General features: G+C 47.3%; 31 protein-coding genes and 1 pseudogene. All 32 read left to right on the top strand.

The genetic code is table 11. The features are described 5' to 3' along the window. Positions 1-77 (top strand): annotated as a pseudogene (locus AR688_RS20065) (EF-Tu/IF-2/RF-3 family GTPase); the annotation flags it as partial. Between the two features lie 139 nt (positions 78-216). Then, positions 217-1,956 (top strand): acyl-CoA dehydrogenase family protein, encoded by a 1,740-nt coding sequence (locus tag AR688_RS19820; protein WP_068238341.1) that lies wholly within the window; start codon positions 217-219, stop codon positions 1,954-1,956. 14 nt (positions 1,957-1,970) lie between these two features. Continuing rightward, positions 1,971-2,831 carry a phospholipase A gene (locus AR688_RS19815; protein ID WP_068238338.1) on the top strand — a complete coding sequence of 287 codons (861 nt, stop codon included), beginning with the start codon at positions 1,971-1,973 and terminating at the stop codon, positions 2,829-2,831. Between the two features lie 222 nt (positions 2,832-3,053). Beyond that, positions 3,054-3,365, top strand: coding sequence for a 30S ribosomal protein S10 (gene rpsJ / locus AR688_RS19810; RefSeq protein WP_008899121.1), 312 nt, complete (start codon positions 3,054-3,056; stop codon positions 3,363-3,365). A 29-nt stretch (positions 3,366-3,394) separates the two neighbouring features. Next, positions 3,395-4,033 (top strand): 50S ribosomal protein L3, encoded by a 639-nt coding sequence (rplC, locus tag AR688_RS19805; RefSeq protein ID WP_068238335.1) that lies wholly within the window; start codon positions 3,395-3,397, stop codon positions 4,031-4,033. A gap of 18 nt (positions 4,034-4,051) precedes the next feature. Then, the gene (gene rplD / locus AR688_RS19800) at positions 4,052-4,657 is read left to right on the top strand and encodes a 50S ribosomal protein L4 (protein WP_068238332.1); all 606 of its coding nucleotides are present in this window, start codon (positions 4,052-4,054) and stop codon (positions 4,655-4,657) included. Then, positions 4,654-4,956, top strand: coding sequence for a 50S ribosomal protein L23 (gene rplW, locus AR688_RS19795; RefSeq protein ID WP_068238329.1), 303 nt, complete (start codon positions 4,654-4,656; stop codon positions 4,954-4,956). The genes rplD and rplW overlap by 4 nt, the downstream gene beginning before the upstream one ends. A 16-nt stretch (positions 4,957-4,972) precedes the next feature. Further along, positions 4,973-5,797, top strand: a complete 825-nt coding sequence (gene rplB / locus AR688_RS19790; protein WP_068238326.1) for a 50S ribosomal protein L2 — start codon at positions 4,973-4,975, stop codon at positions 5,795-5,797. A gap of 16 nt (positions 5,798-5,813) precedes the next feature. Then, positions 5,814-6,092 carry a 30S ribosomal protein S19 gene (gene rpsS / locus AR688_RS19785; protein WP_008950795.1) on the top strand — a complete coding sequence of 93 codons (279 nt, stop codon included), beginning with the start codon at positions 5,814-5,816 and terminating at the stop codon, positions 6,090-6,092. Between the two features lie 10 nt (positions 6,093-6,102). After that, positions 6,103-6,435 carry a 50S ribosomal protein L22 gene (gene rplV / locus AR688_RS19780; RefSeq protein ID WP_019677721.1) on the top strand — a complete coding sequence of 111 codons (333 nt, stop codon included), beginning with the start codon at positions 6,103-6,105 and terminating at the stop codon, positions 6,433-6,435. 9 nt (positions 6,436-6,444) lie between these two features. Then, positions 6,445-7,158: a 30S ribosomal protein S3 gene (gene rpsC, locus AR688_RS19775; RefSeq protein ID WP_008224489.1), complete on the top strand. Its 714-nt coding sequence runs from the start codon at positions 6,445-6,447 to the stop codon at positions 7,156-7,158. 12 nt (positions 7,159-7,170) lie between these two features. Next, positions 7,171-7,584 carry a 50S ribosomal protein L16 gene (gene rplP, locus AR688_RS19770; protein ID WP_068238325.1) on the top strand — a complete coding sequence of 138 codons (414 nt, stop codon included), beginning with the start codon at positions 7,171-7,173 and terminating at the stop codon, positions 7,582-7,584. Continuing rightward, entirely contained in the window at positions 7,584-7,775 is a 192-nt protein-coding gene (gene rpmC / locus AR688_RS19765; protein ID WP_068238323.1) for a 50S ribosomal protein L29, read from the top strand. The genes rplP and rpmC overlap by 1 nt, the downstream gene beginning before the upstream one ends. Beyond that, complete coding sequence (gene rpsQ / locus AR688_RS19760; RefSeq protein ID WP_068238321.1) at positions 7,775-8,029, top strand: 30S ribosomal protein S17; 255 nt, start codon at positions 7,775-7,777, stop codon at positions 8,027-8,029. The genes rpmC and rpsQ overlap by 1 nt, the downstream gene beginning before the upstream one ends. A gap of 164 nt (positions 8,030-8,193) precedes the next feature. Next, positions 8,194-8,562, top strand: a complete 369-nt coding sequence (rplN, locus tag AR688_RS19755) for a 50S ribosomal protein L14 (RefSeq protein ID WP_027672151.1) — start codon at positions 8,194-8,196, stop codon at positions 8,560-8,562. A 9-nt stretch (positions 8,563-8,571) separates the two neighbouring features. Continuing rightward, complete coding sequence (gene rplX, locus AR688_RS19750) at positions 8,572-8,886, top strand: 50S ribosomal protein L24 (protein WP_068238319.1); 315 nt, start codon at positions 8,572-8,574, stop codon at positions 8,884-8,886. A 19-nt stretch (positions 8,887-8,905) separates the two neighbouring features. Then, the gene (rplE, locus tag AR688_RS19745; protein WP_068238316.1) at positions 8,906-9,445 is read left to right on the top strand and encodes a 50S ribosomal protein L5; all 540 of its coding nucleotides are present in this window, start codon (positions 8,906-8,908) and stop codon (positions 9,443-9,445) included. Between the two features lie 11 nt (positions 9,446-9,456). Continuing rightward, a complete protein-coding gene (gene rpsN / locus AR688_RS19740; RefSeq protein ID WP_068238311.1) occupies positions 9,457-9,762 on the top strand; it encodes a 30S ribosomal protein S14 in 306 nt (101 codons plus the stop codon). 21 nt (positions 9,763-9,783) lie between these two features. Next, positions 9,784-10,176 carry a 30S ribosomal protein S8 gene (gene rpsH, locus AR688_RS19735; protein WP_068238308.1) on the top strand — a complete coding sequence of 131 codons (393 nt, stop codon included), beginning with the start codon at positions 9,784-9,786 and terminating at the stop codon, positions 10,174-10,176. 15 nt (positions 10,177-10,191) lie between these two features. Further along, positions 10,192-10,725 (top strand): 50S ribosomal protein L6, encoded by a 534-nt coding sequence (gene rplF / locus AR688_RS19730; RefSeq protein WP_068238305.1) that lies wholly within the window; start codon positions 10,192-10,194, stop codon positions 10,723-10,725. A 9-nt stretch (positions 10,726-10,734) separates the two neighbouring features. After that, complete coding sequence (gene rplR / locus AR688_RS19725) at positions 10,735-11,085, top strand: 50S ribosomal protein L18 (protein WP_068238302.1); 351 nt, start codon at positions 10,735-10,737, stop codon at positions 11,083-11,085. Between the two features lie 9 nt (positions 11,086-11,094). Further along, entirely contained in the window at positions 11,095-11,598 is a 504-nt protein-coding gene (rpsE, locus tag AR688_RS19720; RefSeq protein WP_068238299.1) for a 30S ribosomal protein S5, read from the top strand. A gap of 6 nt (positions 11,599-11,604) precedes the next feature. Continuing rightward, a complete protein-coding gene (gene rpmD, locus AR688_RS19715; protein ID WP_027672159.1) occupies positions 11,605-11,787 on the top strand; it encodes a 50S ribosomal protein L30 in 183 nt (60 codons plus the stop codon). 3 nt (positions 11,788-11,790) lie between these two features. Continuing rightward, positions 11,791-12,225, top strand: a complete 435-nt coding sequence (gene rplO, locus AR688_RS19710; protein ID WP_068238296.1) for a 50S ribosomal protein L15 — start codon at positions 11,791-11,793, stop codon at positions 12,223-12,225. A gap of 15 nt (positions 12,226-12,240) precedes the next feature. Continuing rightward, the gene (gene secY, locus AR688_RS19705) at positions 12,241-13,569 is read left to right on the top strand and encodes a preprotein translocase subunit SecY (RefSeq protein WP_068238295.1); all 1,329 of its coding nucleotides are present in this window, start codon (positions 12,241-12,243) and stop codon (positions 13,567-13,569) included. Positions 13,570-13,590: 21 nt separating this feature from the next. Then, complete coding sequence (rpmJ, locus tag AR688_RS20060) at positions 13,591-13,704, top strand: 50S ribosomal protein L36 (protein ID WP_082694854.1); 114 nt, start codon at positions 13,591-13,593, stop codon at positions 13,702-13,704. A 135-nt stretch (positions 13,705-13,839) separates the two neighbouring features. Then, entirely contained in the window at positions 13,840-14,196 is a 357-nt protein-coding gene (gene rpsM / locus AR688_RS19700; protein WP_068238294.1) for a 30S ribosomal protein S13, read from the top strand. 11 nt (positions 14,197-14,207) lie between these two features. Then, a complete protein-coding gene (gene rpsK / locus AR688_RS19695) occupies positions 14,208-14,597 on the top strand; it encodes a 30S ribosomal protein S11 (RefSeq protein ID WP_040552629.1) in 390 nt (129 codons plus the stop codon). Between the two features lie 33 nt (positions 14,598-14,630). Beyond that, positions 14,631-15,251: a 30S ribosomal protein S4 gene (gene rpsD, locus AR688_RS19690; RefSeq protein ID WP_068238290.1), complete on the top strand. Its 621-nt coding sequence runs from the start codon at positions 14,631-14,633 to the stop codon at positions 15,249-15,251. Positions 15,252-15,274: 23 nt separating this feature from the next. Continuing rightward, the gene (locus AR688_RS19685; RefSeq protein ID WP_027672165.1) at positions 15,275-16,264 is read left to right on the top strand and encodes a DNA-directed RNA polymerase subunit alpha; all 990 of its coding nucleotides are present in this window, start codon (positions 15,275-15,277) and stop codon (positions 16,262-16,264) included. 39 nt (positions 16,265-16,303) lie between these two features. Next, positions 16,304-16,702 carry a 50S ribosomal protein L17 gene (gene rplQ, locus AR688_RS19680; protein WP_068238287.1) on the top strand — a complete coding sequence of 133 codons (399 nt, stop codon included), beginning with the start codon at positions 16,304-16,306 and terminating at the stop codon, positions 16,700-16,702. Between the two features lie 195 nt (positions 16,703-16,897). Continuing rightward, entirely contained in the window at positions 16,898-18,091 is a 1,194-nt protein-coding gene (locus AR688_RS19675) for a serine hydrolase (protein ID WP_231732204.1), read from the top strand. Positions 18,092-18,334 lie beyond the last annotated feature (243 nt).

Below are 18,334 nucleotides of genomic sequence, written 5' to 3'. Positions count from 1 at the left end.
ATGAAGGTTTACGCTTCGCTATCCGTGAAGGCGGCCGTACAGTAGGTGCGGGTGTGGTATCAAAAATCCTGGCGTAATAGCTAAGATGTGAAAAGGCCCCGTAAGGGGCTTTTTTTATGGCTGAATTTTACTGCTGCAAGATACTATTCAAACACTTGTTTGAAAACTAAAGCTGTGCCATGCTTAAACTCATCCGTCCAGTTGAGAGGCACCGTTATGAGTCACTATCAGGCCCCACTAAATGATATTTGTTTTAACCTGTTTGATGTATGGCAGCTCGACAAATACTGGCAGCAGCAAAGCCAGTTACAAGAATTAATTGAAGCCGACACAGCTAAAGCTATTTTGGAGGAGGCAGCCAAAATATGTGAGCAACAGCTAGCACCCCTCTCGGGCGACGCTGACAAACAAGGTGCCCAACTTAAGGATGGCAAAGTCACGTTGCCGCAGCACTATCAAACCGCCTATCAAAGTTTAACTGAAGGCGGCTGGACCAGCCTTAGTGGCGATCCGCAGTACGGTGGCATGGGCATGCCAAAAGCGCTGTCAATGATGGTTGATGAAATGCTCTGCAGTGCCGATATTGCCTTTTCACTTTATCCGGGTTTAACCGCTGGCGCTTGCGTTGCTTTATTGCAACATGCGGATGAGGCCACCAAAGCACTGTACTTGCCGAAAATGTACAGCGGCGAATGGTCCGGCACTATGTGTTTGACTGAAGCCCATGCCGGTTCTGATCTGGGCATTATGCGCACCACCGCAAAACCGGCGGATGATGGCAGCTATCTGCTGAGCGGCAGCAAAATTTTTATTACTGCCGGCGAGCATGATTTAACCTCGAATATCATCCATCTGGTATTAGCTAAGCTGCCGGATGCACCGGCAGGCAGCCGTGGCATTTCGCTGTTTCTGGTACCGAAGTATCTACCTGATGCAGATGGTGAGCTCGGCGAGCGCAACGGGGTAAGTGTAGGTTCTATAGAGCATAAAATGGGCATCAATGGCTCGGCGACCTGCGTGCTGAATTTCGACGACGCCAAAGGCTATTTAATTGGTGAACCACACCGTGGTTTAGCCTGTATGTTTACCATGATGAACTATGAGCGTTTATCAATGGGCAGTCAGGGGCTGGGGGCGGCTGAGCGCGCTTATCAAAATGCGCTGGCTTATGCTAAAGACCGGTTGCAGGGTAGGATTACCGTAAAAGACGCCAACAAAGCCGAGGCTATTATTGGCCATGCGGATGTGCGGCGCATGTTACTCAACATTAAAGCAATGAATGAGGCCGGCCGCACCTTTGCTACCTGGGTAGCGTCACTGCTGGATAAAGCTAAGTACGACAACTGCACGGTATCGGCACAACGCGCCAATTTGCTTACGCCAATAGCCAAAGCGTTTATGACAGATCAGGGCTTTGATGCCTGTGTTACCGCACAGCAAGTATTTGGCGGCCATGGCTATGTAAAAGAATGGGGGATGGAGCAGCTGGTGCGTGATGTACGTATTGCTCAGATTTATGAGGGCACTAACGGCATCCAGGCGGCAGACTTTATGTTGCGTAAAGTGGCAGCAGACCAGGGCTTGGTATTGCTTACGTTACTGGCAGAAATCAAGGCTGAAATGGCAGCTACACCAATTGATGCTGCTGCGTCTCTGCAACATTACATCGACCAAGTGCAGAGCTTAACTGCAGAGTTGCTGGCACAAGACAGCCGGTCGCAAAGCGGTAATGCCTGTGATTACTTAACGTTAGTTTCATATGTTCTTTACGGTTATATGTGGTATAAAAATCTGGCCGCGCTGCAGAGTACTTCACATAGCGAGAGCTTTGTAGAGGCAAAACAATATACAGCAGCCTATTACTTTGAGCGCGTTTTACCCAAGGCCGCAGGGTTGCTTGGCGTGTTAAGGCGCGATTCAGCGGTAATGGATAAGTTTGCTGCAGCTCATTTTTAACATTAAGGAGAGTTATGAAGTACCTGCTTGGTTTGGTTGGTTTATTGGCATTTTCTGCATCAGCGGCAGATGCACTGGATAAAAGAATGAAAGCCGAGCAGTGGGATTCGTATGCGCCTTTTACGTTGATACCACATCATAACAACTATCTGATGCCGGTAACCTACGTGGATGGTATAGCTCCCATCATGGTGAATGACGGTGAGTCAGCACCGTCGGATAATGTAGAGGCTAAATTCCAGCTCAGCTTAAAAACGCCGCTGTGGAGTAAAATTTATAACGACAACGGCTATCTGTTTTTTGCTTTCACCCAGCAGGCATATTGGCAGGCCTACAATAGTGAGGTGTCATCGCCGTTTCGGGAGAATAACTACGAACCCGAGCTTATTCTGATGTTTCCGCATTATGCCAATGTTGAAGATGCCGCCAGCCGCATTATTGGTTTGAGTTTATCGCACCAATCTAACGGCCGCTCCGGAGCGCAGTCCCGCAGCTGGAACCGGCTAAAGCTCAGTTGGGTAACGTCTATTGGCAATGTATTTATTAATTTCGAGCCTTATTACCGTTTTAAAGAAGATCCGAAAGAATCACCAACAGACCCCAAGGGTGACGACAACCCGGATATCACCAAATACATGGGCTGGTTTGAACTGTCTGCTGCTTACAAGCAAGGGGACGCAACCTGGCGTATGATGGTACGTAATAATCTGCGTAGCGACAACAAAGGTGCTGTACGTTTGTCTTACTCAGTACCGTTTAACAACCATATCCGCTTTTATGCCGAGTTGTTTAATGGTTATGGCGAAAGCCTGATCGACTACAATCGCTCGGTTACCCGTTTTGGTATCGGCTTTGAGTTGAATGATATTCTGTAGTGCAATTTATAACCAATGCTTGCGTTATTAGTGGTTTTCAGTATAATGCGCGGCCAGTCGATTTAATTCTGACTGGCTTGCTAAATAAACTTTAGAGTTATTTAGCACTTACAGTGCTCCCGATTGGGGAGCAAACGTAACTTCGGTGCATGGGCATCCCCCTTCTTGGGTTGGATAGCTTGTGTTTATTTTTGCTCTTTTTGCTCTTTGAGGCTTTGATACATGAGTAATCAAAGGATTCGCATCCGTCTGAAAGCGTTCGATCATCGTTTGATCGATCAGTCAACCATGGAAATCGTTGACACAGCTAAGCGTACGGGCGCACAGGTTCGTGGTCCTATTCCACTTCCTACCCGCCAGGAACGTTTCACTGTATTGATTTCTCCTCACGTCAACAAAGATGCACGTGATCAGTACGAAATCCGTACCCACAAGCGTTTAATCGACATCGTTGAGCCAACCGAGAAAACGGTTGATGCGCTGATGCGTTTAGACTTGCCTGCTGGCGTTGACGTTCAAATCAGCCTGGGCTAATCAGACAGGTTTATAGAGAGGTTTAGGAAATGGCTATCGGTCTAGTCGGTCGTAAAGTGGGAATGACTCGCATCTTCACTGAAGACGGCGTTTCAATTCCAGTAACCGTAATCGAAGCGACACCAAACCGTGTAACTGCAGTTAAAACTGCAGAGACAGACGGTTACAGCGCACTGCAAGTGACTGCTGGTACTGTAAAGGCAAGCCGCATGAGCAAGCCAGAAGCAGGCCACTTCGCTAAAGTGGGCGTGGACGCTGGTCGTGGTCTGTGGGAATTCCGCCTGACAGATAACGAAGGTGCTGACATCACTGTCGGCAGCGAAATTACGGTTGAAATTTTCGCTGAAGCGAAAAAAGTTGATGTGTCTGGCACATCAAAAGGTAAGGGTTTTGCTGGTGCTGTTAAGCGCTGGAATTTCCGTACTCAGGATGCTACTCACGGTAACTCTTTATCACACCGTGCCCCTGGTTCAATTGGTCAGAACCAATCACCAGGTAAAGTATTCAAGGGTAAAAAAATGGCTGGTCACTTAGGTGCTGAGCGCGTAACCGTGCAGTCACTGGAAGTGGTTCGTGTAGACGCAGAACGTAATCTGCTGTTAGTGAAAGGTGCAGTACCTGGCGCTATCGGTGGTGACGTGATCGTTAAACCAGCTGTTAAAAGCTAACGTCTGAGGAGATAAGTGATGGAATTAGCATTACGAGACGCTCAAGGCGTTCTTGAAGTTTCCGAAGCTACCTTTGGACGTGAGTTTAATGAAGCTTTGGTTCATCAGGTTGTTGTAGCTTATGCTGCCGGCGCCCGTCAGGGTACCCGCGCTCAGCTGACACGTTCTGAAGTACGCGGTGGTGGTAAGAAGCCATGGCGTCAAAAAGGTACAGGCCGCGCGCGTGCCGGTACTATCCGCAGCCCAATCTGGCGCGGAGGCGGTGTAACTTTTGCGGCTAAGTCACAAGATCACAGCCAAAAAGTAAACCGTAAAATGTATCGTGGTGCGATCCAAAGCATCCTGTCTGAATTAGTACGTCAAGAGCGTTTAATCGTGGTGGAAAATTTCGCCGTTGATTCGCCTAAGACCAAAGATTTAACTGCAAAGTTAAAAGCAATGGACTTAAAAGACGTGTTAATCGTGACTAACGAAGTGGATGAGAACCTGTTCTTATCAGCACGTAACCTGTACAAGGTTGACGTGCGTGACGTACACGGTATCGACCCGGTCAGCTTAATCGCATTCGACAAAGTGTTAATGACTGCTGCTGCAGTTAAGCAACTTGAGGAGCTGTTAGCATGATCCGCGAAGAACGTTTACTGAAAGTTATTTTAGCACCACACGTATCTGAAAAGAGCACTGTGTCTGCTGAAAAACATAATACAGTCGTTTTCAAGGTAGCCACTACTGCGACTAAAGCTGATGTTAAAGCAGCAGTTGAAAAACTGTTCGAAACTGAAGTCGTTGGTGTGCGTACTGTTAACGTTAAGGGTAAGTCCAAGCGCACTGGTGCGCGTATGGGCAAGCGTAGCGATTGGAAAAAAGCTTACGTGACTCTTAAAGAAGGCAGCGAAATCGATTTCGTTGGCGGCGCTGAGTAAGAAGAGGAGTTAGGAAATGGCACTTGTAAAGTGTAAACCTACGTCACCAGGTCGTCGCCACGTATTAAAAGTGGTTAACCCAGACCTGTACAAAGGCAAGCCTTATGCCCCTTTGTTAGAGAAAAATTCAAAAACTGGTGGTCGTAACAACAACGGTCGCATCACTACCCGTCATATCGGTGGTGGTCATAAGCAACATTACCGTTTAGTTGACTTCAAACGCAACAAAGATGGCATTCCAGCCAAAGTTGAGCGTTTAGAGTACGATCCAAACCGTACTGCTAACATCGCACTGGTGTTATACGCAGACGGTGAGCGTCGTTACATTCTGGCCCCTAAAGGCCTGAAGGCAGGTGATACAGTGGTTTCAGGTATGGAATCACCAATCAAAGCCGGTAACACCTTACCACTGCGCAATATCCCGGTTGGTCAGGTAGTACACAACATCGAAATGAAACCAGGTAAAGGTGGTCAGTTAGCTCGTTCAGCTGGCGCATTTGTACAGATCCTGGCTCGTGACGGTGAGTACGTGACGCTGCGTTTACGCAGTGGCGAAGTACGTAAAGTATTAGCAGATTGTCGCGCGACTATCGGTGAGATCGGCAACGCGGAACATATGTTACGTCAATACGGTAAAGCTGGTGCAATGCGCTGGCGTGGCGTTCGCCCAACCGTACGTGGTGTGGTAATGAACCCGGTTGATCACCCACACGGTGGTGGTGAAGGTAAAACTTCTGGTGGTCGTCACCCTGTATCTCCATGGGGCGTACCAACGAAGGGTTACAAAACTCGTTCAAACAAGCGTACTGATAAACTTATCGTACGTCGTCGTGATAAATAATTTGTGAGGAATTGCCATGCCACGTTCTCTCAAGAAAGGTCCATTTATTGACCTTCACTTGCTGAAGAAGGTAGAGAAAGCGTTGGAAAGCGGTGACAAGAAGCCTATTAAGACTTGGAGCCGTCGTTCAATGATCATACCTGATATGATCGGTTTGACCATCGCTGTCCATAATGGTCGTCAACATGTACCTGTGTTCGTCTCGGAAGAGATGATTGGTCACAAGTTAGGTGAATTTGCACCTACTCGTACCTACCGTGGTCATGCAGCCGACAAAAAGGCCAAGAAGCGCTAAGGGGTAAATGATGCAAGCATTAGCTAAACACAAATTTGCCCGTTCTTCTGCTCAAAAAACCCGTCTGGTCGCTGACCAGGTGCGTGGATTGTCAGTAGATAAGGCGCTGAACGTACTGACTTACAGCCCGAAAAAAGCTGCCGAGTTAGTTAAAAAGGTTCTTTTATCAGCCATTGCCAACGCTGAGCACAATGAAGGCGCGGACATTGATACGTTGAAAGTTAAGACCATCTTCATTGATGAAGGTCCGTCTATGAAACGTATCAAGCCACGTGCTAAAGGTCGTGCTGACCGTATCGTCAAGCGTACTAGCCACATCACTGTGGTTGTAGCTGATAACTAGGAGAGAGAAATGGGACAGAAAGTACATCCTAATGGTATTCGCCTAGGTATCACTAAGCCATGGAGCTCAACCTGGTTCGCGAATACGAAAGACTTCCCGGATTTCTTAAACGGTGACTTTAAAGTTCGTCAGTATCTGACAAAAGAACTGAAAGCCGCGTCAGTTAGCCGGATCGATATTGAACGCCCTGCGAAAAGCATCCGTGTGACTATTCACACTGCGCGTCCAGGCGTAATCATCGGTAAGAAAGGTGAAGATGTTGAGAAAATCCGCAAGCAAGTAGCAGCCATCGCTGGCGTACCTGCGCAGATTAACATCTCTGAAATCCGCAAGCCTGAGCTGGATGCCAAATTAGTTGCTGACTCAATCAGCAGCCAGTTAGAGCGTCGTGTAATGTTCCGTCGTGCTATGAAGCGCGCGGTACAAAACGCCATGCGTATCGGTGCCAAGGGTATCAAAGTTGAAGTTAGCGGCCGTTTAGGCGGCGCAGAAATCGCTCGTTCAGAGTGGTACCGTGAAGGCCGTGTGCCACTTCACACTCTGCGTGCTGACATCGATTACAATACCTCAGAAGCACTGACTACTTACGGTATCATTGGTGTGAAAGTGTGGATTTTCAAAGGCGAGATCTTAGGTGCTCTGCCATTGAACAACAACACCAACAACGCCAACAATAACAACCAGCCTAAAGCGCCGAAAAAACCGGCACGTAAGGCTAAGTAGGGGTATTGAGCGATGTTGCAACCAAAACGTACAAAATTTCGTAAAGTGCACAAAGGTCGTAACCGTGGTTTAGCCCAGGTTGGCGATAAAGTATCTTTCGGTACTTATGCACTGAAATCTGTAGAACGTGGTCAGATGACTTCACGTCAAATTGAATCTGCACGTCGTGCTATGACGCGCGCTGTTAAGCGTGTTGGTAAAATCTGGATCCGTGTGTTCCCAGACAAACCAATCACTGCTAAGCCGCTGGAAGTACGTATGGGTAGTGGTAAAGGTTCTGTTGAGTACTGGGTATGTCAGATTAAACCTGGCAAAGTACTGTACGAAATGGACGGTGTGTCTGAAGAGTTAGCGCGTCATGCATTTGCACTGGCTTCCGCTAAGCTACCATTTAAGACAGCCTTTGTAACGCGGACGGTAATGTGATGAAAGCCAGCGAATTAAAAGCGAAAAGTGTTGAAGAGTTAAATACTGAATTACTGGGTTTATTACGTGAGCAGTTCAACCTGCGCATGCAATTAGCTACCGGTCAGTTAGCTCAAACGCATTTATTTAAGCAGGTGCGTCGTGATATCGCGCGCGTTAAGACCATCTTAACCGAGAAGGCAGGTGCGTAATGAGCGAAACTAATACTCGTACACTGCAAGGTAAAGTGATCAGCAACAAAATGGACAAGTCTATTACTGTTGCGATCGAGCGTTCGGTGAAACACCCAATTTACGGGAAGTTCATCAAGCGTACTACCAAGCTGCACGTACATGATGAAACCAATCAGTGTAAAGAAGGCGACGTAGTCACTATTCGTGAATGCCGTCCTTTGTCCAAGACTAAGTCATGGACCTTGGTTGCTGTAGTCGAATCAGCATCTTAATTCGTTAAGGTGTTAAGAGCGGCTCCTTTGTGGGCCGCTTTTATTTTGCGCTACCTTTTTAACAAGAGTGCTGTTATAATCACGCGCCCTCTTGTCAGGGGGTAGTTTTTATCGTAAGCAGCGTAGCCCGTGAGGGTTATTTAGTAGAATAGCGGAGCACTAAGATGATCCAGATGCAATCTATGCTGGAAGTCGCAGACAACAGCGGCGCGCGCAGCGTAATGTGTATTAAGGTCTTAGGTGGTTCACATCGCCGTTATGCTGCAATTGGTGACATCATCAAAATTACTGTTAAGGAAGCAATTCCGCGCGGTAAGGTTAAAAAAGGTGATGTACTGAATGCAGTGGTGGTGCGTACACGCAAAGGCGTACGCCGTCAGGACGGGTCATTAATCCGTTTTGATCGCAATGCAGCAGTGTTGTTAAACAGCAAGCTGGAACCGATCGGCACTCGTATTTTCGGGCCTGTTACACGTGAACTTCGTGGCGATAAGTTTATGAAGATCGTGTCTCTGGCACCTGAAGTACTGTAAGGAGTCACCATGGCTAGTAAAATCCGTCGTGATGACGAGGTTGTTGTTCTTACTGGTAAGGACAAGGGTAAGCGCGGTAAGGTTACTAAAGTTTTAGTAGCTGAAGGTCGTGTTTATGTTTCCGGCGTTAACCTGGTTAAAAAGCATCAGAAGCCTGTACCGGCTCTGAATCAGCCAGGCGGTATCGTTGAGAAAGAAGCCTCAATTCATGTTTCAAACGTAGCGATCTTTAACTCTAAAACGGGTAAAGCAGATCGTGTAGGTTTCCGCCTTGAAGACGGCAAAAAAGTACGTTTCTTCAAGTCGAATAACGAAGTAATTTAATTGCTATTGGAGTAATACGATGGCGAAACTGCATGAAATTTACAAAGACACCGTAGTCCCAGAACTGTTTAAGCAGTTCGGCTACACCAGCGTCATGCAAGTCCCTCGGATTGTTAAAATCACACTCAATATGGGTGTGGGTGAAGCCGTAGCTGATAAAAAGATCCTTGATAACGCCGTAGCAGATTTAACTGCTATTGCCGGCCAGAAACCTCTGGTAACTAAGGCTCGTAAATCAGTAGCTGGTTTCAAAATCCGTGAAGGCTACCCTATTGGCGCAAAAGTGACCCTGCGCGGCGAACGTATGTGGGAATTCTTAGAGCGTTTAGTCTCTATTGCTATCCCGCGTATTCGTGACTTCCGTGGTGTAAACCCGAAGTCGTTCGATGGCCGTGGTAACTACAGCATGGGTGTACGTGAGCAAATCATTTTCCCAGAAATCGACTATGACAAAGTAGACGCAGTACGTGGTTTAGATATCACTATTACGACTACCGCGCGTACCGATGACGAAGGACGTGCTTTACTTGCCGCGTTTAACTTCCCATTCAAGAAATAAGGTGTAGGGTCATGGCAAAACAATCAATGAAAGCCCGCGAATTAAAGCGTGCACAACTGGTAGCCAAATTCGCTGCAAAGCGTCATGAACTGAGAGATGCGATTGCCAATCCTGCGACTTCTGACGAAGATCGCTGGGCTGCAGTTCTTAAGTTACAGACGTTGCCGCGTGATTCAAGCCCTTCGCGTCAACGTAATCGTTGTCGTGTAACTGGTCGTCCACACGGTTACCTGCGTAAGTTCGGCATGAGCCGGATCAAGGTCCGTGAAGCGGCGATGCGCGGTGAAATTCCTGGCCTTCGTAAGGCTAGCTGGTAAGAATCACGGGAGTAACGAGCTATGAGTTTGCAAGATCCAGTAGCGGATATGTTTACTCGCATCCGCAACGGCCAGTCAGCCAATAAAGTTGCGGTTAAGATGCCATCTTCAAAACTGAAGGTGTCTATTGCGAAAGTATTAAAAGACGAAGGTTACATCGCTGATTTCGCGGTTTCTGGTGATGTTAAGCCAGAGCTGGAAGTAACGTTAAAGTACTTCCAGGGCAAATCTGTAATTGAAACTATCGATCGTGTTAGTCGTCCAGGTCTGCGCATCTATAAGAAGCGTGGCGATTTACCTAAGGTAATGGGCGGTTTAGGTGTGGCCATCGTGTCAACATCTAAAGGACTAATGACTGACCGCGCCGCGCGCAAGGTTGGTATCGGTGGCGAAATCATCGGCTACGTAGCGTAACGGAGGTAGTAATCTATGTCTCGTGTTGCTAAAGCCCCAGTCACTATCCCAACCGGCGTTACTGTAACGCAAAAAGGTCAGGTAGTGTCGTTCAAGGGCAAAAACGGCGAGTTAACATTAGATGTTAACCCAGCGGTTGAAGTCGTGGTAGATGGTAATGTTTTACGTACCAATCCACGTGACGGCTTCGATGGCGCTGACGCGCAAGCGGGTACTGCCCGTGCGTTAATCAACAACCTGGTTACTGGTGTAACTGAAGGCTTCTCACAGAAGCTGGAACTGGTTGGTGTTGGTTACCGTGCGAAAGCAGAAGGTAAAGTATTGAACCTGAGCCTGGGCTTTTCTCACCCAGTGGTGTTTCAGGTACCTAACGGTATCACTATTGAAACGCCAACCCAGACTGAAGTACTGGTAAAAGGTGCTGACAAGCAATTAGTTGGTCAGGTTGCCGCTAACATCCGGGCATACCGTAAACCAGAGCCTTATAAAGGCAAAGGTGTGCGCTATGCAAATGAAAACGTGCGTCGTAAAGAAGCGAAGAAAAAGTAGGGTAGGACGATGGATAAGAAACTTGCTCGTCTGCGCCGTGCCAAACGCACTCGCAGAAATATTATCGAACAAGGTGCGAATCGCCTGGTTGTACACCGTACACCACGTCACATCTACGCCCAGCTTATCGCACCAAATGCTGAAGTGATTGCTGCAGCTTCTACCGTAGAAGCTTCAATCAAAGACTCACTGAAGTACACTGGTAACGTAGATGCTGCTAAGGCTGTAGGTAAAGCGATTGCCGAACGTGCAGTAGCCAAAGGCGTTACTGCTTGTGCTTTTGACCGCAGTGGCTTCCAGTATCATGGTCGCGTACAAGCTCTGGCTGACGCGGCGCGTGAAGCCGGTCTTCAGTTCTAGGAGTAGCTCATGGCTAACGAAGAAGCTAAACAACAATCTGATTTACAAGAGAAGCTTGTTGCAGTAAACCGCGTGTCAAAAGTTGTTAAAGGTGGTCGGATTTTCTCCTTCACCGCTTTGACTGTGGTTGGTGACGGTAATGGTCGCGTTGGTTTTGGTTATGGTAAAGCACGTGAAGTTCCAGCTGCCATTCAAAAGGCAATGGAAAAAGCACGTCGCAATATGACTCAGGTTGAGTTAAATGGTAACACTTTACACCACCCAACCCGTGGTGTTCACTCAGGTTCAAATGTTTACATGCAACCTGCAGCAGAAGGTACTGGCTTGATCGCCGGTGGTGCAATGCGCGCCGTACTGGAAGTTGCTGGTGTACAAAACATTCTGTCTAAGTGTTACGGCTCAACTAACCCAATCAACGTAGTTCGCGCAACTATTAATGCACTGTCGACTGTTAAGTCGCCAGCTCAAATAGCTGCTAAACGCGGTTTACGCGTTGACGACATTCTGGGGTAATCTGCCATGGCGAAGAAGACAATTAAAGTAACCCAAACGAAGTCAAGCATCGGTCGTTTACCGAAGCACAAGGCCTCGTTAACTGGGTTAGGTTTACGCCGCATCGGTCACACTGTTGAAGTTGAAGATACACCTTCAGTTCGCGGTATGATCAACGCTGTGTATTACATGGTTAAAGTGGAGGAGTAACAGATGTTATTAAATACTCTTGCTCCGGCACCTGGTGCTAAGAAAGAAAAGCGCCGCGTGGGTCGTGGTATCGGCTCTGGCTTAGGTAAAACTGCTGGTCGTGGTCATAAAGGTTTGAAATCACGTTCTGGCGGTAAAGTGCGTCCTGGTTTCGAAGGCGGTCAAATGCCATTGAAACAGCGCTTACCTAAATTCGGTTTCACTTCACAGAAATCTCTGGTTTCTGCTGAAGTACGTCTGCACGAACTGGCAGCGGTGAAAGGTGATGTAGTTGATCTGGCTAGCCTGATGGAAGCTAACATCATTTCCCGTACTGTTAAGTTTGCCAAAGTTGTACTGTCTGGCGAGATCACTCGCCCGGTAACCGTAAAAGGTTTAGGTGCAACTAAAGGCGCGCGTGCAGCAATCGAAGCCGCTGGCGGTAAAGTCGAAGAATAATAAGGATAGTACGCGATGGCTAAACCAGGTTCGGACTCAAAAAGTGCAAAAGGCGGATTCAGCGAGCTGAAAGCCCGTTTGTTATTTGTACTTTTGGCCATAATCGTATTTCGGTTAGGCTCCTTTGTGCCAATTCCTGGAATTGACGCCGCCGTGCTGGCTCAGTTATTCGAGCAACAAAAGGGCACCATCGTTGAAATGTTTAACATGTTCAGCGGTGGCGCACTTGAGCGTGCTTCCGTATTTGCGTTGGGTATTATGCCCTACATCTCTGCCTCTATTATTGTTCAGCTGTTAACGGTAGTTCATCCTGCCATGGCCGAATTAAAGAAAGAAGGCGAAGCTGGAAAGCGTAAAATTAATCAGATGACGCGCTACGGTACTTTAGCATTAGCAACGTTACAGGCCATTGGTATTGCCACTGGCCTGCCTAATATGATGCCGGGTTTAGTGATAAATCCTGGCTTTGCATTTTACTTCACTGCGGTAATCAGTTTGGTTACCGGTACCATGTTTTTAATGTGGTTAGGTGAGCAAATTACAGAGCGCGGCATTGGTAATGGTATTTCGTTGCTGATCTTTACCGGTATTGTTGCCGGCTTCCCGTCGGCCATTGGTCAGACGATTGAGCAGGCACGTCAAGGCGATTTGCACTTTTTACTGTTAGTTGCAATAGGTGCGATCGTAATCGCGATTACCTGGTTTGTGGTGTTCTTTGAACGCGGCCAGCGTCGGATTGTGGTCAATTACGCCAAGCGTCAGCAAGGCCGTCAGGTTTTTGCCGCGCAAAGCAGCCATTTACCGTTAAAGGTCAATATGGCCGGTGTAATTCCACCGATTTTTGCCTCTAGCATTATTCTGTTCCCCGGAACGATAGCCAGTTGGTTTGGTTCAGGTGAAGGTGCGGTAGCTAACTTCCTACAGGAATTAGCATTAACATTATCTCCGGGACAACCGTTGTATATGATGTTATACTCCGCGGCCATTATTTTCTTTTGCTTCTTCTATACTGCGTTGGTATTTAACCCGCGTGATACAGCAGAAAATCTGAAGAAATCTGGTGCTTTTATCCCTGGGATCCGTCCTGGTGAGCAGACATCAAAATACATTGATAAAGTGATGACACGGTTAACCTTAGCAGGTGCCCTGTATATAACCTTTATCTGTTTAGTTCCTGAGTTCATGATGGTAGCGTGGGACGTACAGTTCTACTTCGGTGGTACTTCACTGCTGATTATCGTTGTGGTTATCATGGACTTTATGGCACAGGTACAGACGCATTTGATGTCGCATCAATATGATTCTGTGCTTAAAAAGGCAAATCTTAAAGGCTACGGCCGTTAAGATAGTTTGCGGAGTTAAGTTATGAAAGTACGAGCTTCCGTTAAGAAGATCTGCCGTAACTGCAAAGTGATCAGACGTAATAACGTTGTTCGCGTAATTTGCAGTGAGCCAAAGCACAAACAGCGCCAAGGCTAATAGCAGAACAAAAATGATACTGTGGGCTGGGCTGATTGGTTGAGCCCCTTTATCGTTTGCAATATCAGCGCCATTTGAGTATCCTTACGGGCTTTTCAAATTGGCATCTTTAAACTCTATTATAGGAGAACGTTAGTGGCCCGTATCGCTGGCATTAACATCCCCGATAATAAGCATGCGGTCATCTCTTTGACCTATGTTTATGGTATCGGCAAGACCCGCGCTAAATCGATTTTAGCTGCAGTGGGTATCGAAGAAAGTACAAAAATTGCTGCGTTAAGCGACGCTCAGTTAGATACGCTTCGTGACGAAGTTGCAAAATACACCGTTGAAGGTGACTTGCGCCGTGAAATTACGTTAAACATTAAGCGTTTAATGGACCTTGGTTGCTACCGTGGCCTGCGCCACCGTCGTAGTCTGCCGGTTCGTGGTCAGCGCACTAAAACTAATGCGCGTACCCGCAAGGGCCCACGTAAAGCGATTAAGAAATAAGGTGATTCAACATGGCTAAAGCACCAGTTCGTACTCGTAAACGGGTAAAAAAGCAAGTTTCAGACGGTATGGCTCATATCCATGCTTCTTTCAACAACACCATCGTGACGATTACTGATCGTCAGGGCAATGCACTGTGCTGGGCAACTGCCGGCGGTTCAGGTTTCCGTGGTTCACGTAAATCTACTCCGTTCGCTGCTCAGGTAGCTGCAGAGCGTGCAGGTACTGCTGCGCTGGAATATGGTCTGAAGAACCTTGAAGTGTTTGTGAATGGCCCAGGCCCAGGCCGCGAATCAGCGATTCGTGCTCTGAACGCCGCTGGTTACAAGATCACAAATATCACCGACGTGACGCCTATCCCACATAACGGATGCCGTCCACCTAAAAAACGTCGCGTGTAATTACAGCGCTTCACGGATTATTGGAGAAAGAAGATGGCAAGATATTTGGGTCCTAAGCTCAAACTAAGTCGTCGCGAAGGTACAGATCTGTTCCTGAAGAGCGGCGTAAGAGCAATCGATTCAAAGTGTAACTTAACTACTGCCCCTGGTCAGCACGGCGCTCGTCGCGGTCGCTTATCAGACTACGGTTTACAGTTACGCGAGAAACAAAAAGTACGTCGTATGTATGGCGTATTAGAGAAGCAGTTCCGTAACTATTACAAGGAAGCTGCTCGTTTGAAAGGTAATACAGGTGAAAACCTGTTAGCGTTGTTAGAGTCACGCTTAGACAACGTAGTATACCGTATGGGTTTGGCCAGCACGCGAGCTGAAGCACGTCAGTTGGTTAGCCACAAAGCTATTATGATTAATGGCCAAGTGCTGAACATTCCATCATACAAAGTATTACCTGAACAAGTGATCTCTGTTCGTGAGAAAGCGAAAAAGCAAGCCCGAATCGGCGCTGCGCTTGAAGTAGCTGCACAACGTGAGAAACCAACTTGGATCGAAGTAGATAATACGAAACTGGAAGGCGTTTTCAAACGTCTGCCTGAGCGTTCAGACTTGTCTGCTGACATCAACGAACAGTTAATCGTCGAGCTTTACTCTAAGTAAAGCTAATTGTTAAGAGAGGATATATGCAGGGTTCTGTCACCGAATTCCTTAAGCCGAGATTAGTTGGTATCGAAAAAATCAACCCAACTCGTGCCAAAGTTACTTTGGAACCACTTGAGCGCGGTTTCGGGCATACCTTGGGCAACGCGTTACGTCGTATTCTGCTTTCGTCAATGCCAGGTTGTGCAGTGACTGAAGTTGAGATTGACGGCGTTCTCCATGAGTACAGTGCCAAAGAAGGTGTACAGGAAGATATCATTGATATCCTTCTGAACCTGAAAGGCCTTGCCGTTCGCCTGGAAGACAAAGATGAAGTCACTCTGACTTTGACGAAGAAAGGTGCTGGCCCTGTAACAGCTGGAGACATCCAGCATGGCGACGGTGTGGTTATTACCAACCCTGAGCACGTTATTTGCAACCTGACTGGCGAAACTGAATTCAGTATGCGTCTGAAAGTTGAACGTGGTCGCGGTTATGTGCCTGCATCAGCGCGTTTGTCCTCAGATGATGACGAGCGTCCTATCGGTCGTCTGTTACTGGATGCCTCTTTCAGCCCGGTAGAGCGTATAGCCTACTCAGTTGAAGCTGCGCGGGTAGAACAGCGTACCGATCTGGACAAACTGATCATCGATATGGAGACCAACGGCACTGTTGAGCCAGAGGAAGCCATTCGCCGTGCAGCAACGATTCTGGCCGAACAGCTAGAGTTCTTCGTCGAGCTGCGCGATAAGAGCGAACCGGAAAAACGCGAAGAGAAGCCGGAGTTTGATCCGATTCTGTTACGTCCGGTCGATGATTTGGAATTAACAGTTCGTTCTGCTAACTGCTTGAAGGCAGAGCAGATTCAGTACATTGGTGATCTGGTTCAGCGTACCGAGGTTGAGTTACTTAAAACACCTAACCTGGGTAAAAAGTCGCTTACCGAAATCAAAGACGTGCTGGCATCACGCGGTTTATCTCTTGGCATGCGCCTTGAGAACTGGCCGCCAGCGAGTCTGGTAAATAAAGACTAATCAGATACCAGTTTCTGGTTTAGTGAGAAGGAATAGATCATGCGCCATCGCAAGAGTGGTCGTCAATTAAACAGGAACAGCAGCCACCGTACGGCAATGTTCCGCAATATGGCAAGCTCGTTGGTGAAGCACGAAATCATCAAAACGACTTTGCCAAAGGCTAAAGAGTTACGTCGTGTGATCGAGCCATTGATCACATTGGCAAAGAATGACAGCGTTGCAAACCGCCGTTTAGCTTTCGCCCGTACTCGTGATAAAGAAGTAGTAGGTTTGTTATTCAACGTGCTGGGCCCGCGTTACAATGCGCGTCCAGGTGGTTACACTCGTATTTTGAAGTGTGGCTTCCGTGCCGGCGATAACGCACCTATGGCTTACATCGAGTTAGTCGATCGTCCGGAAACGGATGCACTGCCAGTTGAAGAAACTGCAGCTGAGTAAGCACTAAAGAACTAAAAAAGCCGGGCATAGCCCGGCTTTTTTTTGCCTGTTTGTTTTTCCTTTACCGAATCCGTACTATGGTGTTTTAACTTAAGCCAAGTATTGATCATGCAAAAAATCTTGCTTCCTTTGCTTTTACTTAGTTTGCCGCAGACTGTCCAATCTACAGCAGCGCCTGAAATACAGTATCAGTCATTGAAACCTTTGCTGTCTCAGGTAACGGAGCAATATCCGATATTGCAGCATGTACTTACCAACCCTGAACCTTACCAGTTGCAAATTATTTATACCCGGATAGACCGTGACACTGATAACAGTCCAGATCTTACCTACTATCAATTTGGCCTTGATGATAATCGCTACTTCTATCCTGCCAGCACAGTAAAACTGCCGATAGCGCTATTAGCGCTGGAATGGTTGGCAGAGCAAAACGTTGCAGGCTTAAATTCAGATACCACTATGCTGACTGATGCTGCTACTGACTGGCAAACGGTACAAACAGCAGATCCAACGGCTGCGAATGGCTTGCCTAGTATTGCGCAGTATATAAAAAAAGTGCTGTTGGTCAGTGATAACGACGGCAGCAACCGGCTATATGAGCTATTGGGGCAGGACTTTATTAACCAGCGCCTGGCAGCCAAAGGCTTAAAGCATAGTGTGATCAACCACCGCCTTAGCGTGCCATTGGCGGCAGAGCAAAACCGGCAGTTCAACCCGGTACGCTTTGTTGATACTAACGGCAAGCCAATTCTGGCTCTGCCGGCCCGCAGCACAAATCAGCAATATATCAACAAAGATAAACCGACATTGGGCAGAGCGTATATCAGTGGTAATAAATTGATTAACTCACCGATGGATTTTACCGAAAAAAACCGTCTTAGCCTTACTGATTTTGATGGTGTAATAAAGCGGGTGATCTTTCCGCAGCTTTTTACGGAGAATGAGCGTTTTAATCTACATCCGGAAGATCGTGCTTTGCTGCTGCGTTATATGGCAATGCTACCACCTGACAGCACTAATCCGCTTTATGATGCAAAACAGTACCCGGATAACTACTCTAAGTTTTTGCTGTTTGGCGGTAAGGCACAACAAATACCTGAACATATCCGTATTTTTAATAAAACCGGCTGGGCTTATGGCCATATTATTGATGGCGCCTATATTACCGACCTGCAGCGGGGAATAGAGTTCTTTATTACTGCAGTGATCTACGCCAACGAAAACGATACTTTAAATGACGATCAATATCAGACAGACGAAGTGGCGCTGCCGTTTCTGCGGCAGTTAGGTGAATATCTGTATCAGCATGAGCTAAAAAGGCCCAAAACACATAAGCCAGATCTGTCTGAAGTCATCAGAGTTACAGCACCAGATGCTGGAATCGACTGATTTATAATCAAAAAGCAGTGCTTTTTTAAAGGATCGCTTAAAAAGTGCGCGGTCGATCATATTTCTGTAAAAAAGATCTTGATCGAATTGCAGCGATCTCTATAATGCGCACCACACAGACGGCAGCAAGCGAAAGCAGAAAGCGTCTAACTGAGGTGGAAGCCTCGCGTCATTGAGTAAACTCTGACGCACGCTCTTTAACAATTCGCAATCAATCATCTGTGTGGGCACTTATGATGGATT

The organism is Rheinheimera sp. EpRS3, from assembly GCF_001513785.1.
Classification (GTDB): domain Bacteria; phylum Pseudomonadota; class Gammaproteobacteria; order Enterobacterales; family Alteromonadaceae; genus Alishewanella.
The sequence above is the reverse complement of the archived record's forward strand: the minus strand, read 5'-3'. Positions and strand labels throughout refer to the sequence as shown.

Excerpts from the sequence above, each read along its gene's own strand:
- AR688_RS19820 (WP_068238341.1), top strand. The coding sequence starts at position 217 with ATGAGTCACTATCAGGCCCCACTAAATGATATTTGTTTTAACCTGTTT.
- AR688_RS19815 (WP_068238338.1), top strand. The coding sequence starts at position 1,971 with ATGAAGTACCTGCTTGGTTTGGTTGGTTTATTGGCATTTTCTGCATCA.
- rpsJ (WP_008899121.1), top strand. The coding sequence starts at position 3,054 with ATGAGTAATCAAAGGATTCGCATCCGTCTGAAAGCGTTCGATCATCGT.
- rplC (WP_068238335.1), top strand. The coding sequence starts at position 3,395 with ATGGCTATCGGTCTAGTCGGTCGTAAAGTGGGAATGACTCGCATCTTC.
- rplD (WP_068238332.1), top strand. The coding sequence starts at position 4,052 with ATGGAATTAGCATTACGAGACGCTCAAGGCGTTCTTGAAGTTTCCGAA.
- rplW (WP_068238329.1), top strand. The coding sequence starts at position 4,654 with ATGATCCGCGAAGAACGTTTACTGAAAGTTATTTTAGCACCACACGTA.
- rplB (WP_068238326.1), top strand. The coding sequence starts at position 4,973 with ATGGCACTTGTAAAGTGTAAACCTACGTCACCAGGTCGTCGCCACGTA.
- rpsS (WP_008950795.1), top strand. The coding sequence starts at position 5,814 with ATGCCACGTTCTCTCAAGAAAGGTCCATTTATTGACCTTCACTTGCTG.
- rplV (WP_019677721.1), top strand. The coding sequence starts at position 6,103 with ATGCAAGCATTAGCTAAACACAAATTTGCCCGTTCTTCTGCTCAAAAA.
- rpsC (WP_008224489.1), top strand. The coding sequence starts at position 6,445 with ATGGGACAGAAAGTACATCCTAATGGTATTCGCCTAGGTATCACTAAG.
- rplP (WP_068238325.1), top strand. The coding sequence starts at position 7,171 with ATGTTGCAACCAAAACGTACAAAATTTCGTAAAGTGCACAAAGGTCGT.
- rpmC (WP_068238323.1), top strand. The coding sequence starts at position 7,584 with ATGAAAGCCAGCGAATTAAAAGCGAAAAGTGTTGAAGAGTTAAATACT.
- rpsQ (WP_068238321.1), top strand. The coding sequence starts at position 7,775 with ATGAGCGAAACTAATACTCGTACACTGCAAGGTAAAGTGATCAGCAAC.
- rplN (WP_027672151.1), top strand. The coding sequence starts at position 8,194 with ATGATCCAGATGCAATCTATGCTGGAAGTCGCAGACAACAGCGGCGCG.
- rplX (WP_068238319.1), top strand. The coding sequence starts at position 8,572 with ATGGCTAGTAAAATCCGTCGTGATGACGAGGTTGTTGTTCTTACTGGT.
- rplE (WP_068238316.1), top strand. The coding sequence starts at position 8,906 with ATGGCGAAACTGCATGAAATTTACAAAGACACCGTAGTCCCAGAACTG.
- rpsN (WP_068238311.1), top strand. The coding sequence starts at position 9,457 with ATGGCAAAACAATCAATGAAAGCCCGCGAATTAAAGCGTGCACAACTG.
- rpsH (WP_068238308.1), top strand. The coding sequence starts at position 9,784 with ATGAGTTTGCAAGATCCAGTAGCGGATATGTTTACTCGCATCCGCAAC.
- rplF (WP_068238305.1), top strand. The coding sequence starts at position 10,192 with ATGTCTCGTGTTGCTAAAGCCCCAGTCACTATCCCAACCGGCGTTACT.
- rplR (WP_068238302.1), top strand. The coding sequence starts at position 10,735 with ATGGATAAGAAACTTGCTCGTCTGCGCCGTGCCAAACGCACTCGCAGA.
- rpsE (WP_068238299.1), top strand. The coding sequence starts at position 11,095 with ATGGCTAACGAAGAAGCTAAACAACAATCTGATTTACAAGAGAAGCTT.
- rpmD (WP_027672159.1), top strand. The coding sequence starts at position 11,605 with ATGGCGAAGAAGACAATTAAAGTAACCCAAACGAAGTCAAGCATCGGT.
- rplO (WP_068238296.1), top strand. The coding sequence starts at position 11,791 with ATGTTATTAAATACTCTTGCTCCGGCACCTGGTGCTAAGAAAGAAAAG.
- secY (WP_068238295.1), top strand. The coding sequence starts at position 12,241 with ATGGCTAAACCAGGTTCGGACTCAAAAAGTGCAAAAGGCGGATTCAGC.
- rpmJ (WP_082694854.1), top strand. The coding sequence starts at position 13,591 with ATGAAAGTACGAGCTTCCGTTAAGAAGATCTGCCGTAACTGCAAAGTG.
- rpsK (WP_040552629.1), top strand. The coding sequence starts at position 14,208 with ATGGCTAAAGCACCAGTTCGTACTCGTAAACGGGTAAAAAAGCAAGTT.
- rpsD (WP_068238290.1), top strand. The coding sequence starts at position 14,631 with ATGGCAAGATATTTGGGTCCTAAGCTCAAACTAAGTCGTCGCGAAGGT.
- AR688_RS19685 (WP_027672165.1), top strand. The coding sequence starts at position 15,275 with ATGCAGGGTTCTGTCACCGAATTCCTTAAGCCGAGATTAGTTGGTATC.
- rplQ (WP_068238287.1), top strand. The coding sequence starts at position 16,304 with ATGCGCCATCGCAAGAGTGGTCGTCAATTAAACAGGAACAGCAGCCAC.